Annotated in this window: 15 protein-coding genes; 10 read left to right on the forward strand and 5 right to left on the reverse strand. The window is 38.2% G+C overall.

Annotation, left to right across the window (positions count from 1 at the left end; genetic code table 11):
* Positions 1-1002 carry a methionyl-tRNA formyltransferase gene (gene fmt / locus AC27H3_RS16550; protein WP_487107874.1) on the reverse strand — a complete coding sequence of 334 codons (1002 nt, stop codon included), beginning with the start codon at positions 1000-1002 and terminating at the stop codon, positions 1-3.
* Positions 1003-1052: 50 nt separating this feature from the next.
* Positions 1053-1568, reverse strand: coding sequence for a peptide deformylase (gene def / locus AC27H3_RS16555; RefSeq protein ID WP_487107875.1), 516 nt, complete (start codon positions 1566-1568; stop codon positions 1053-1055).
* 116 nt (positions 1569-1684) lie between these two features.
* On the opposite strand from def, the gene AC27H3_RS16560 reads away from it, so the two are divergent.
* From AC27H3_RS16560 to AC27H3_RS16575, 4 genes are all read left to right on the forward strand, one after another.
* On the forward strand, positions 1685-2773 hold the full coding sequence (locus tag AC27H3_RS16560) for a LysM peptidoglycan-binding domain-containing protein (protein WP_487107876.1): 1089 nt from the start codon (positions 1685-1687) through the stop codon (positions 2771-2773).
* A 32-nt stretch (positions 2774-2805) separates the two neighbouring features.
* Positions 2806-3945, forward strand: a complete 1140-nt coding sequence (gene dprA / locus AC27H3_RS16565; RefSeq protein WP_487107877.1) for a DNA-processing protein DprA — start codon at positions 2806-2808, stop codon at positions 3943-3945.
* 2 nt (positions 3946-3947) lie between these two features.
* The gene (locus AC27H3_RS16570) at positions 3948-4421 is read left to right on the forward strand and encodes a DUF494 family protein (protein WP_487107878.1); all 474 of its coding nucleotides are present in this window, start codon (positions 3948-3950) and stop codon (positions 4419-4421) included.
* Positions 4422-4516: 95 nt separating this feature from the next.
* Positions 4517-5092, forward strand: a complete 576-nt coding sequence (locus AC27H3_RS16575; RefSeq protein WP_487107879.1) for a DNA topoisomerase family protein — start codon at positions 4517-4519, stop codon at positions 5090-5092.
* A gap of 54 nt (positions 5093-5146) precedes the next feature.
* Here the strand turns inward: AC27H3_RS16575 and AC27H3_RS16580 are convergent, their stop codons facing one another.
* Positions 5147-6301, reverse strand: coding sequence for a 5-(carboxyamino)imidazole ribonucleotide synthase (locus AC27H3_RS16580; protein ID WP_487107880.1), 1155 nt, complete (start codon positions 6299-6301; stop codon positions 5147-5149).
* A 10-nt stretch (positions 6302-6311) separates the two neighbouring features.
* Positions 6312-6794 carry a 5-(carboxyamino)imidazole ribonucleotide mutase gene (gene purE / locus AC27H3_RS16585; protein ID WP_487107881.1) on the reverse strand — a complete coding sequence of 161 codons (483 nt, stop codon included), beginning with the start codon at positions 6792-6794 and terminating at the stop codon, positions 6312-6314.
* Between the two features lie 445 nt (positions 6795-7239).
* On the opposite strand from purE, the gene AC27H3_RS16590 reads away from it, so the two are divergent.
* The 6 genes from AC27H3_RS16590 (at position 7240) to AC27H3_RS16615 (ending at position 12543) form a co-directional block, all read left to right on the forward strand.
* Positions 7240-8871: an acyl-CoA synthetase gene (locus AC27H3_RS16590; protein ID WP_487107882.1), complete on the forward strand. Its 1632-nt coding sequence runs from the start codon at positions 7240-7242 to the stop codon at positions 8869-8871.
* Between the two features lie 145 nt (positions 8872-9016).
* Positions 9017-9562: an L-threonylcarbamoyladenylate synthase type 1 TsaC gene (tsaC, locus tag AC27H3_RS16595; protein WP_487107883.1), complete on the forward strand. Its 546-nt coding sequence runs from the start codon at positions 9017-9019 to the stop codon at positions 9560-9562.
* On the forward strand, positions 9559-10467 hold the full coding sequence (hemF, locus tag AC27H3_RS16600; protein WP_487107884.1) for an oxygen-dependent coproporphyrinogen oxidase: 909 nt from the start codon (positions 9559-9561) through the stop codon (positions 10465-10467). The genes tsaC and hemF overlap by 4 nt, the downstream gene beginning before the upstream one ends.
* Positions 10468-10677: 210 nt before the next feature.
* Positions 10678-11355, forward strand: coding sequence for an OmpW/AlkL family protein (locus tag AC27H3_RS16605; protein ID WP_487107885.1), 678 nt, complete (start codon positions 10678-10680; stop codon positions 11353-11355).
* A 117-nt stretch (positions 11356-11472) separates the two neighbouring features.
* Positions 11473-12285 carry a shikimate dehydrogenase gene (aroE, locus tag AC27H3_RS16610; RefSeq protein ID WP_487107886.1) on the forward strand — a complete coding sequence of 271 codons (813 nt, stop codon included), beginning with the start codon at positions 11473-11475 and terminating at the stop codon, positions 12283-12285.
* Between the two features lie 24 nt (positions 12286-12309).
* Positions 12310-12543: a hypothetical protein gene (locus AC27H3_RS16615; RefSeq protein WP_487107887.1), complete on the forward strand. Its 234-nt coding sequence runs from the start codon at positions 12310-12312 to the stop codon at positions 12541-12543.
* A 13-nt stretch (positions 12544-12556) separates the two neighbouring features.
* On the opposite strand, the gene AC27H3_RS16620 is transcribed toward AC27H3_RS16615, so the two are convergent.
* Positions 12557-13096, reverse strand: a complete 540-nt coding sequence (locus AC27H3_RS16620; protein WP_487107888.1) for a gamma carbonic anhydrase family protein — start codon at positions 13094-13096, stop codon at positions 12557-12559.
* Positions 13097-13842 lie beyond the last annotated feature (746 nt).

Raw genomic sequence — 13842 nt, forward strand, 5'->3', positions numbered from 1 at the left:
TTAAGTTAGCTCTTGTTGAGGGGGAGTTGGACCATTGATTGATTGGCCTTTAGTAAACCACTCAGCTTTGCCATTGAGTATATCGGCTACGGCTAAGGCTTTTTTACCGGGTAATTGCAAAGTTTCAAGCCTAAGGGCATTGTTATGGGTGGCAACCACAATACCTTGCTTATCCACGCTAATAATCGTGCCTGGGGTTTGTTTATGCTCAAGCGCTACCACACTTGCTTGCAATACCCGAATACGGTGTTCGGTGCCGTTTTCATTAAAAGTAAATTGTGCTACAGGCCATGGAATGTAAGCTCTTATTTTGCGATCAAGTACAAGTGCAGGTTGCTGCCAATTTAACTCAGCATCTGCTTTATCGAGCTTAGCTGCATGTGTAGCCAAAGTATTGTCTTGAGGTTCGCGCTTATATTCACCTGAAGCCATTAATGTTAGCGTTTCTAATAACGCAGTTGGACCAAGAGCTGCTAATTTAGTGTATAAACTGGCGCTAGTGTCATTTGAAGTAATGTCACAAGTAGCGGTTAATATCATATCACCAGTATCTAGGCCTTTATCCATTTGCATTATGGTAACACCTGTTATGGCGTCGCCAGCTTCTAATGCGCGCTGAATAGGCGCTGCACCGCGCCACTTTGGTAGAATAGAACCATGAACATTAATACAACCTAACCTTGGGGTTTCTAAAATTACTGTTGGCAGAAGTAAACCATAAGCAACCACAACCATTACATCAGCTTGATAAGCTGTTAAGTTTAATTGTGACTCTAAAGATTTAAAGTTTTCAGGCTGCTGAACAGGAATATCATTTTCTAACGCTAATAACTTGGTAGCACAAGCGGTGAGCTTTTTACCCCGCCCAGCAGGTTTATCTGGTGGGCAATAAACCGCAACGACATTATGTTGCGATTGAATAAGTGCTGCGAGGTGCTGCGCAGCAAAATCGGGGGTGCCAGCAAAAATAATATTTAATGGTTGAGTTAAGTCGTTGGACAAAAGTGTTTCCAAAATGCAATTGAGTTAAATTGTTGTACGTTTGAAAAAGCTTAAGCGTTTGCTTTATCTAAGCGAGCTTCTTTTTCTAGCTTTTTCTTGATACGTTGGCGTTTTAGAGGTGATAAATAATCAACAAATAAAATACCATCTAAATGATCTAGCTCATGCTGAATGCATATCGCTAAAAGTTCTTCTCCATCTAAAGAAAACTCTTTACCATTTTCATCAAGGGCGGTCACGGTAACGTCAACACTACGGTCAACTTTTGCATAGCAGCCAGGTACCGATAAACAACCTTCTTCATTAACAAGCGTGTCTTTACTTTTACGCGTAATAACAGGGTTTATTAAGACATAAGGGTGCTCTTTGTTTTCAGAAACATCGATAACGACAATTCTTTGGTGAATATCAACTTGAGTTGCTGCTAAACCTACACCATTTTCATCATACATGGTTTCAAACATGTTACTGATAATAGTGCGAATTTCATCATTAACTTCAGTTACGGGTTGTGCTTTGGTTCTTAATCTCTCATCAGGAAATCGTAATACAGGTAAAATAGCCATAATTTATCAAAAGAGTTCGCGAAATTTCGCATAGAGTGTTATGTTTCAATTTTAGCCATTAATTATAATTAATCATAGTGGTTTAGGATAAAACCTAGAATAATAGGCAGATTAACATGCTAATAAGAATATTTTCGTTGATACTTGGTTTAACTTTGTCAGTTTCTATACTGGCTGATGAGCTAACCATTAAGTCAGATGCTCCTAAATCTTATATTGTTAAGAAAGGAGATACTCTTTGGGATATATCAGGTGTATTTCTCAAACAACCGTGGTTGTGGCCTAAATTATGGCGGCTGAACCCAGAAATAAATAACCCACACTTAATTTATCCTGGTGATGAATTACGACTCGTTTTTGACGAAAATGGCCAACCTATGTTGGTTAAAGGCAAGCCTGAACTTAAATGGTCGCCTAAAATTCGTAAACAGTTAAAAGATCAAAATCCAGTGAGTACTTTGCCATTGCATGCCATTGCACCGTACATTCGCTACGATAGTGTAAAAAGTTTAGCTGAATTAGAAGCGCTACCTTACATTATTGGTAGTGACGAAGGCTACAAGTCGAGCATTGACGGTTTTAAAGTTTATATTAATAGTGACCTAACCATTGGTCAAAGCTATGGTATTTACAATAAAGGTGACGCCATTGTTGATCCTGAAACTAATGAAAACCTTGGTTATAACATCCAACTCGTTGGTACAGGTAAGGCAACACAAACAGGAGATATGAGCAAAAAGCAACCTAGCACTATTTATATTGATGGCGCAACGCGTGAAATTCGCTCTGGTGCTTTTGTTATTCCGGTAAATAAAGATCAGCAGTTTCCTTCTATTTTTACCATGCGTGCAGCGCCTGAAGAGTTAAGCGGACTGATTGTTAGTTCATTAGCTAAATTGCGTGAATTTGCAAAGTTTGATGTGGTAATGATTAATAAAGGTCAGAGCCAAAATTTACAAGTTGGTGATGTACTTACAGTTAAACGAAAAAGTCCTGCGGTAGTCGAAACAGACAATGGTCCACAATATACAGAAGATACTTCACGCTGGAATAAGTTATCTAGCAATAATCTTTCAGATTACGATATGCCGGCGGAAGCAATAGGGCAGGTAATGGTATTTAGAGTTTACGATAAGGTCAGTATGGCATTAATACTTAATTCTGAAACGCCTCTTCGTGTGCTTGATGGAGTTACCGCGCCGTAACCTATAAGTTGGCCCCTCTTAAGGAGAAGAAGGTGGCAAGTAACAATAACAACAATGAAACATTGGTGTTAACAACAGCACATTACTGGTTAGCGGTGAAAGCAATTCCACGGCTAGCCAGTCATAAAAAAATTGCCTTAGTTGAAAAATATGGTTTAACGACTTTATTTTCAACAACAGTTGATTTAACCCTTTCAGGTTTAACCAGCCGCCAACAACTTGCCGTGTCATCGCCTGACTGGCAAGCGTTCTCAAAAATAATTACTGACTCTGAGCTATGTCAAAGCCAAATATTGACCTTTGACTCACCAGCATACCCGCAATTGTTAAAAGAAATTTATGATCCCCCTGTAGTGCTGTTCATTCGAGGTAATGCCGACTTATTGTTATTACCTAAAATGGCTATTGTTGGTAGCCGCAATGCTACCGTTTCAGGACGCGAAATATCCAACAAATTAGCAAACGAACTAACTGACCAGTTTGTGGTTACTAGTGGTATGGCATTAGGTATTGACGCACAAGCCCATTTAGGTGCTATGCAAAATCAAGGTTTTACGATTGCCGTAGTCGCCACAGGTTTAGATTTAGTCTATCCGGCTCGACATAAAGCATTACAAAAAGATATTCTTGAAAATAAAGGCTTAATTATTAGTGAGTTTGCTCCCGGCGTTGCACCTAAAGCGGGGCACTTTCCTAAAAGAAATCGCTTAATTAGCGGATTAAGTTTAGGGGTTATTGTGGTTGAAGCTTCAATGAAGAGCGGTTCTTTGATCTCAGCACGTTGTGCGTTAGAACAAGGACGAGAGGTATTTGCTGTTCCAAGCTCGATTTATAACTTGCAGGCTAAAGGTTGTCATTGGTTAATTAAACAAGGTGCTAAACTTGTTGAAGGTATTGCCGATATAGTAGAAGAGTTTGAAGACATTGCGTCAAACGGTCTAAACTTAAGTAGAAACAAAGAGAAAGATACTTCGATAGAAAAAAGTAAAGAACAAGACTTGTGTAACGATTCAATGTTAGCTAGTGTGGGATATGAAATTACACCGGTAGATGTAGTAGTTTCACGCAGTAAACTACCTATAGATGTAGTGCTAACTCGTTTAACAGTGCTTGAACTTAGGGGACTGGTATCTGCTGTACCAGGGGGGTACCTTAAATTAAATAGGGGCTAGTTATGTTTGATATCTTGATGTATCTTTTTGAAAATTATATTCATAGTGAAGCTGATGTCATGGTAGACCATGAATTACTGACTGATGAATTAACACGTGCTGGTTTTCACCAAGATGAAATTTATAAAGCACTTGCTTGGCTAGAAAAATTGGCTGCCTTGCAAGACACTGAGGCTTATCCTTATTTAACACGAGTGGGAAATAAATCAATTAGGATTTATACCTCACAAGAAAACCAAATTTTAGATGTAGAGTGTCGCGGCTTCTTAATGTTTTTAGAGCAGGTAAATTTATTAGATTTTACCACGCGCGAAATGGTGATTGATCGTGTAATGGAGTTAGATACTCAGTTCTTTAGTATTGATGATTTAAAGTGGGTAGTGTTGATGGTGCTATTTAATGTGCCGGGAAAAGAAAACGCCTATTCTCAAATGGAAGACCTTATTTTTGATGAGCAAGAAGGTCCATTGCATTAAGTGATTTTTTGCTGGCGCTGCTTGTTGGAAAATTACGCTACAGTTAACACCCTAATATATGACATAATAGCCTTCTAATTTTTTAGGTGTCTATTATGTCTAATCCCGAAAAACCTTTATTTTCACGTCATGAACATGCCTTAGAAAAAGCCCATGAAACTTGTCCTGACTGCGGCGCTAAACTGGTTATCAAACACAGTAAATCAGGTTCGTTTTTTGGCTGTGTTACTTATCCTGTTTGTCAGCATACTCGTGCGGTTGTAGAACATGAACGAGTAGAAGACAAAGTCTTAGTTGGTAGCGAATGCCCTGAATGCGGTAATGAACTTGCGGTTAAGCAAGGGCGATACGGAATGTTTATTGGCTGTACAAATTATCCTGATTGTCATCATATTGTTGCACAAGATAACAACGAGCTTGAGCAACAAAATGTAACCTGTCCACAGTGTAAAAAAGGTAACTTACAATCAAAAGTGAATCGCTTTGGCAAAACATTCTATTCATGTGATCATTACCCAAAATGTAAATTTGTCGTTAATCATGAACCAGTAGTCGGCGAGTGTGAAAAGTGTGGTTTTGGTTTGTTATTGAAAAGACAAATGTCAGCAGGAGAAAAACTACAATGTGCGTCTAAACCTTGTAGTCATTTTCAGAAAAACGTAGTCGTTTGATAATAAAAAAACCAGCAAATTACTGGTTTTTTTATGGCGTGATTCTATAGCGCTTTAATTTAATTTATTTTGATAGGCCGTAACATAAGGTTTAAGCTCATCAAATGCGGCTGCTGGCAAAATATCTGCTAACAACATTAAACGTTCGGCTAACTGTTTTTCAGAATTTCCAGAAACATTAATATGGCCCATTTTTCGACCGGCGCGTTTGCTTTTTCCATACCAATGCAAAGAGGTGCTAGCTACATTTAGTATTTCATTAGGGACTTCATCTTCACCTAATATATTGATCATAGCAGAAGGGCGAATTAATTCAGTACTGCCCAAAGGTAAGTCACAAACTGCACGTAAATGGTTTTCAAACTGACATGTATCAGCGCCTTGTTGAGTCCAATGTCCTGAGTTATGAACTCGAGGCGCAAGTTCATTTACCAATAATTGCTCACCAATTTGGAAAAACTCTATTGCAAGCACACCGACATAATTTAACTCATTGGCGATACTATCAAACACCTTTTTAGCTTGCGCCTGCAAGTTTTCATCAACTTGTGTCGCAATTGATACACTTAAAACACCTTGAGTGTGGTGGTTTTCAGTTAACGGATAAACAAGGGTATTACCTTGGCTATCACGAGCACCAACTAGTGAAACTTCACGATCAAAAGGTACCATTTGTTCAGCAACTACCGCGTGTTTAACGCCTTGCTCTCCACCATCAAAAAAAGCTTTAATATCGAGCCAAATATTGTCTGCATTCGACTTGTCTTTTAAGCGCCATTGGCCTTTACCGTCATAACCCGCCAAAGCACTTTTTAAAATTAACGGAAAAGATAAGTTATCTAACGCTTGGTCAAAGTCTGCTCTGGTTTCGATAATTTGGTGTTTAGCATTGGCAACATTACATTTTATCAATAAGTCTTTTTCTAAACGTCTATCGCCACCCACTTTAATTGCTTGGCTTGAGGGACGTAATTTTCCTGATGCTTCGCAAACAGCCAGAGTTTGGTGATCTATATGCTCAAATTCAGCGGTTATAAAGTCTGCGAACTCAATACCTTGTGCTAAATCACCAAAAATTATGTTGGTTGAAAGCGGATCAACCACATTACCTGAACCAACATCAAAAGCACGTATATTGATATTTAAAGGCTTTACAGCTAAGGCCATCATACGTGCGAGTTGTCCGGCACCTAATACTAAAACATTCATTGAACTGGCCTTATTCAGCAGGGTTTGGGTTATCAAGAATTGTTTGTGTTTGCTCTGTTCTAAATTTTTCAACTGCAGCTTGTACTGTTGGGTTAAAGGTACCAATAATTTGAGCAGCTAATAAACCAGCATTCGCTGCACCGGCAGTACCAATAGCTAATGTGCCAACGGCAATACCTTTAGGCATTTGTACAATTGAAAGTAGTGAGTCTTGGCCACTTAATGCTTTTGATTGAACCGGTACGCCTAATACTGGCAAGCTAGTATAAGCTGCGGTCATGCCTGGTAAATGTGCAGCGCCACCAGCACCACCAATAATAACTGTAATGCCTCTATCTCTGGCGCTTTCAGCATATTCTGCTAATAAATGTGGTGTTCTGTGTGCTGAAACAACTTTTGTTTCATATGGAACATTAAATAAATCTAACATTTGCGCAGCATGCTGCATGGTTGGCCAGTCTGATTTTGAACCCATAATAATTCCAACTTTCATGTGCGATATGCCTTTTGATAATGTGAATAGAAACCTAACGTTATTACGAGCAGAGTGACTTTAACATTAGGTGAAATTTAATAGCAGATTATACCGTGTTTATAATTTTTCTGAAACGAGAAATCTATCACTAATATTCTATAAAACTGCATAGTGTTAAAAAGTCACTTACTCTCATCGTTAACGGTATTTATGGTGACTATTTATAACTGTGTTTAGTTAAGCGTTAAATGTCGGCCTTTATTTAATTTTTTAACTTAATTTTGCGGCAGTAAATTGAGAAGAAGATATATAGACCAAAGGATGATTTTTTATTTTAATTTTCAGCGTATGATAATTTTGTGTATAAACGCTAAATATAGCTAAACAGCTTCAGGGTGAGTCGGATACTGATTATTGAACAGTCTTAATTATCTGTCTCCGTGATAAGTGAAAGAGGAAGGTCATGAGTAATATTTACAACCAAGGCTTAGATAAAGTTGCAGCAAATAGTCAGCCATTAACACCGATTAATTTTTTAAATAGAACGGCTGATGTTTACCCAGACAAAATAGCGATTATTCATGGTAAGAAAAAATTTACTTATCAACAATACCGTAAAAATGTTCGCAGATTAGCATCAAGCTTAATTAAAATGGGTGTTAAGCCAGGGCAAACTGTGAGTATTTTGGCGGCTAACATACCTGAATTTCTCGATGCTCATTTTGCTGTACCACAAATAGGTGCGGTACTTAATGCTATTAACATTCGTTTAGATGCTCAAAATATTGCTTTTATTTTAGATCATGGTGAATGTGATGTGCTGTTAACAGATACTGCTTTTTCGTGTGTAGTTAAAGAAGCATTAGCGCTTTCTACACGTAACCCACTGGTTATCGATATTGATGATGTAGAAGGCCTTGGTGGTGAAAGGCTGGGTACTATGGATTATCAAGCGCTACTAGCTCAAGGCGATGAAAATTTTTCACAATCTTTTGTGCATGATGAATGGCAAGCATTAGCATTGAATTATACTTCTGGCACTACAGGTAATCCTAAAGGCGTAGTTTATTCGCATCGTGGTGCTTACCTTAATGCCATAGGTCATAATTTTATTTGGCCAACTAATAACAAAACAAACTACCTTTGGACCTTGCCAATGTTTCACTGCAATGGTTGGTGTTTTCCGTGGACTATAGTCGCGGTTGGTGGCACGCAAATTTGCTTGAGACAAGTAGAAGTAGGCGCGATAGTAAATGCGATGATCGATCATAATGTTAGTCACTTTTGTGGTGCACCGATTGTACTAAATATGATTTTAAATGCTGACAAAAGCCTGCTAGAAAAATTACCTAAAAATATGAAAGCGATGACGGCTGGCGCACCACCACCTGCAGCAGTAATTAAGGGGATTGAGAATCTTGGCATTGAAATCACCCAAAGTTATGGCTTAACAGAAGTTTATGGTCCATGTGTGGTTAGCGAATGGAAAGATGAATGGAACGACAAAAGCGATGATGAACGAGCAGCATTAAAAGCGCGTCAAGGTGTACGTTACCCGACACAAGAGGATGTCGACGTACTCGACCCCGACACCATGAAGCCCGTACCTGCAGATGGTGAAACTATGGGTGAGATTATGTTTCGTGGTAACACTACCATGAAAGGCTATTTAAAAAATTCAACGACAACGGAAGAAGCATTTGCCCAAGGTTGGTTTCATTCTGGCGATTTAGCGGTTAAGCATCCAGATGGTTATATTGAAATTCGCGATCGCTCTAAAGATATTATTATCTCAGGCGGCGAAAATATTTCATCGGTCGAAATAGAAGGTGTACTTTATATGCACCCAGCTATTTTAGAAGCCGCTGTAGTCGCAAAAAAAGATGAAAAGTGGGGCGAAACTCCTTGTGCTTTTGTCGGATTAAAGCCAGGAAAAACATTATCAGAGCAGGAGGTTATACAGCACTGTCGTAACCATATGGCAAGTTTCAAAGTGCCCAAAACTATCGTTTTTAGTGACTTACCCAAAACCTCTACCGGTAAAGTACAAAAGTTTGTCTTGCGTCAGAAAGTTAAAGCCTTATCTGAAGCTTAAGTTGGCAACAAGCTAAAAACTTATCCTCATAACGGTAAACGTTTAATTAACGTATACCGTTTTTTTATTTCTAAGTATGTAGTTTATGGTTAAAGAACGTATAATCCTCGATAATTAATTTTTTACTTTATATATAATCAAACCAATGGCTACAGCATTAGAAACATTTCAACAGGGTGGGGTTTTAGCTTACCCAACCGAGTCTGTATTTGGCTTAGGCTGTGATCCGGATAACAACCAAGCAATTGAAAAACTATTGTCGCTTAAATCACGCCCAGCAGATAAAGGCTTGATTCTGCTTGCTGGTAACTATTCACAGCTTTTACCTTATATAGACGATGACCAAATACCACAAGATAAACGTTTTGCTGTGCTGTCTCGTTGGCCTGATGGTATTACGCAGTTAGTGGCTAAAAATATCAATACGTCTGCTTTATTAACTGGTCGCTTTGATAAAATTGCGGTGCGTGTAACTAGCCAACCAGACGTTGTGGCGCTTTGTTTAGCAACGAACAAACCCATTGTTTCAACCAGTGCTAACTTAAGTGGGCAATCTCCTGCTAAAACATGGCAAGATATTCCTCATGATCTTGCTGCTAAAATTGATTTTATTATTAAAGGTAAAACCTTAGGCTTTGAAAAGCCCTCTACTATTATTGATGCATTATCTGGAGAAGTTATTCGCTCATGAGCACTGTAAATATTAATGTTGTAATTGAATTTTTAAAATCCTTGCAAGACCAAATATGTGCTTCTTTAGAAGCGGCTGACGGTAGCGGTAAGTTTATTGAAGATAACTGGGTACGTGAAGAAGGCGGCGGTGGTAGAACACGTGTGCTAACCAATGGTTCGGTAATTGAGCAAGGTGGCGTAAATTTTTCTGTGGTTTCTGGTGATAAACTACCACCATCTGCAACCGCACATCGCCCAGAGTTAGCCGGTCGAAAATGGCAAGCTTGTGGTGTTTCATTAGTTATTCATCCCAAAAATCCTTTTATTCCAATATCACACGCAAATGTTAGGTTTTTTATTGCTGAAAAAGAAGGCGAAGCGCCCGTTTGGTGGTTTGGTGGTGGTTTTGATCTCACACCTTTTTACCCATTTAAAGAAGATGTGGTGCATTGGCATCAAACGGCAAAAAATATCTGCGACCCCTTTGGTGATGATGTTTACCCTAAATATAAAAAATGGTGCGATGAATACTTCTACTTAAAGCATCGTAATGAAACCCGTGGTGTAGGTGGGCTATTTTTTGATGACCTTAACAAGTGGGACTTTACTCAATGCTTTGATTTCATGAAGGCCATCGGTGCTGGGTTCATTGATGCTTATGTACCTTTGATCGAGAAACGCAAAGACACACCTTACGATGAAAACAATCGTCAATTTCAGCTTTATCGACGTGGCCGTTATGTTGAATTTAATTTGGTTTTCGATAGAGGAACACTATTTGGATTACAATCAGGTGGCAGAACCGAATCAATTTTAATGTCAATGCCACCGTTGGTGCGTTGGGAATATAATTTTCAGGCTGATCCCGATAGTCCTGAAGCGGCATTACTACCTTACTTAGTGCCACAAGACTGGCTTAATTAAAGTTAATTACTTTATGGCCCAAATAGTAAAATTGCTATTTGGGCTTTACGTTTAGATTATTGAGCTATGCTTCAGATCAAAAAAACAATCGCTTTTATAACAGGTTTTCTACAAACCTTGTGCCAGATCAATTTATCAAATATCGTCTCGTCGTAAAATTACCTTATTGAACAAATAGTTTATTTCATATTTACAAAAGGTAATGCTTTCATGAAAACTTCAATTATTAAGGGATTAATCTTCTCTGCTATAACACTTTCTCCACTTGCCCTAGCAAACCAAGCTGGTGACATCATAGTTCGTGGTGGTGCAACACTGGTTAACCCAGATAATGGGCAATCAAGTATTATGTTAGGCGGCGCTGATTCAACTATGACTTTAACAAATGGTGACGATACCCAACTTGGTCTTAATTTTGTTTATTTCTTTGATAAAAATTGGGCCATTGAGCTGCTAGCTGCAACGCCATTTGAGCATGATATTACCATTCAAGATAAAAACTCAGTGCTTGGCGTTGACGGTGCAAATTTAGGCCAAATAAAGCATTTACCTCCAACATTGAGTGCGCTCTATTATTTTGATACTAACTCAGCGTTTAAACCGTATGCAGGTCTTGGCTTAAATTACACGGTATTTTTTGACGAAGAATTTTCAGCAGGACCTGAGTCACTAGGATTAAGTAACTTAGCGTTGGATGACTCATTTGGTTTATCAGTTCAAATTGGCGCGGATTATCAATTAGATGAAAAGTGGTCATTAAATGCTTCTATTCGCTATATTGATATTAATACTGAGGCAACATTTGATGTCGCTGGCAACAGTATCGGTAAAGCTAATATAGATATTGACCCTATGGTTTACTCGTTAATGTTAGGTTATAAATTCTAAAGTAAGCGAAATTGATATAAAAAGCAGTAATAGTGTTACTGCTTTTATGTTTCTATCTTTTCATAACTGCGTTAATCTTAGGTTAAACACTTATGCTATAAAAAAGCTAGAAACCTCATGGATCAATATCGTGTATTTGGCAATCCTATTGCCCAATCTAAATCTCCCTTCATACACCAAAGTTTTGCCGCGCAATCTCAGTGCTTATTAAATTATCAAAGTGAATTAGTCGAATTAGGACAATTTGAAAAAGCGGTGAATAATCTTATTGCGAATAATGGTAAAGGCGCTAATGTAACTGCACCATTCAAAGAGCAAGCATTTGCAATGTGTGATGAACTTAGCGAGAAAGCCAAACTGGCTGGCGCGGTTAATACCTTAATTTTTACCAAAGGGATTATCTATGGAGACACCACCGATGGTATAGGCCTAGTCAATGATTTGCTCCGACATCAAGTTACCTTGCAAGATAGCCATATTTTATTGTTAGGTGCCGGTGGGGCAGCAAAAGGAGTAGTACAAGCATTATTAGATAAAGCACCAAAATCATTAACAATTGCCAATAGAACATTAAGCAGAGCCGAGGCAATCGCTGAGCAATACCCAAACAAGCCAATTAAAGCGGTGACGTTTTCTGATACCGAACACTCGCAGTTTGATATTATTATCAATGCGACTTCTGCCGGTTTATCTGGCGATAGCCTACCCATATCAAATAATACCATTGAAAACGCCAGTACATGTTACGACATGGTATATGGTAAAAAGCCGACCGCATTTCTGCAACAAGCCCGTTTACTTGGTGTTGAACATGTTATCGATGGATTAGGTATGTTAGTAGGGCAGGCTGCTGCAAGCTTTCAATTATGGACCGATATTAACCCCGAAGTAGAACCTATACTTAAATCATTAAGAGAACAATTAGTGTAACGCTAAAGAAAGAGAAGTAATCACATGAACCAAGCTATTATATTTAATGATGACTTACAGTTTAACAAAGCGCATGACGCTTGGTCTTTTACTGGGCAATTGTCAGGACAAAGAATCACGATATATTTTCATTCAATGCAGCTAAAGCAGTTAACCGAGATAAATAACTGTACTAAATATGATTTAGAAGAAGTTACCGAACTCTGGCTCGAGAAAAATGAGCCAGAAGGCGATGAAATTCATATTGAAATGAAGTAACTATAATTGCTAACTAACTCTGTGCTAGATACTCAGCCTTTAATTCCACATAATTAATGGCTGACTGCTTCAGAAAGCTAGCTTCACTTTCTTTTAGCTCTCTTACCTGTTTAACCGGGTTACCTACATACAAGTAACCACTCTTTAATGTTTTGTTTGGGGGTACTAAGCTGCCAGCACCGATAAAAACATCGCTCTCAACAATTGCACCGTCCATAATAATAGCGCCCATGCCAACAAGAATACGATCACCTAAAGTACAGCCATGCAACATACATTTATGACCTACAGTAACATCATCACCAATAATTAAGGGATTTCCCGTCGGGTTGCCTTCACTTTTGCGAGTGACATGTAAAACCGTACCATCTTGGATGTTAGTTCTAACACCAATCGTTATTTTATTAACATCACCCCTGGCAGCGACCAAAGGCCAAACACTGGTATCGGCACCTAAAGTAATGTCACCAACAAGTACAGCAGACTGATCGACATAAACTGCATTACCTAGTAAAGGTGAAATACCACGGTAGCTACGAAAATTATTATCCATATATAAAAGACTTTCTAATGATTGATGAAGATATATTAGCAAAACAAGTCATGAAATAGCGATATTCATCTAAATAGTTTTATTCGAGCATATAAAAATGACAACAAGACCTATGTAATATCAATTAAAGTCGTGTGATTATTCAACGTATCGAACATTAAAAACTCAACCACAGTAAGGGTTGTACAAATAAAAAGCAAACAAACATCTTTTTGTAATTTAATTGCATTTAGGTGTTGACGTGGGGCGAGAAATCTCTAAAATGCGCTCCAGTTCCAAGGGGTAACCCCAACGGGCTGTTTTAATAAGTTATCTAACACGGTTTAGGCCAATTTAGTTAACTTAACGTTTTAAAGTTAAGTTTGAATCTTCTGAAAAGAAAGTTTAAAAAAAACGAAATAAAACGTTGACATTGAAACAGAGTTGCGTAGAATGCGCATCTCGCTTCAGGCAAGGCCTGAAGCAACGAAGCAAAGCGAATGAGATTTTGTTTCGGTTAGTTTTTTACTTCGAGTTTAAACTAGCATTCTTTAACAATTAGTTATCATGCAATTTGTGTGGACACTCACATTAACGTTGATTTTACATAGTTACCTTCGGGTAACACAAAACAGCTTAATATGATGTAACACAAAATAAGTATTATTTAATCTTCGGATTGAATGGTACGTTTTATGTGGTTAGTTAATTCCTAGTCGGGATTAATTAACACGACAGAATTCATTGAGCAGCATCACTTGTTGATG

The sequence above is a fragment of the Colwellia sp. NW0002-52-1 genome (genome assembly GCF_057550865.1).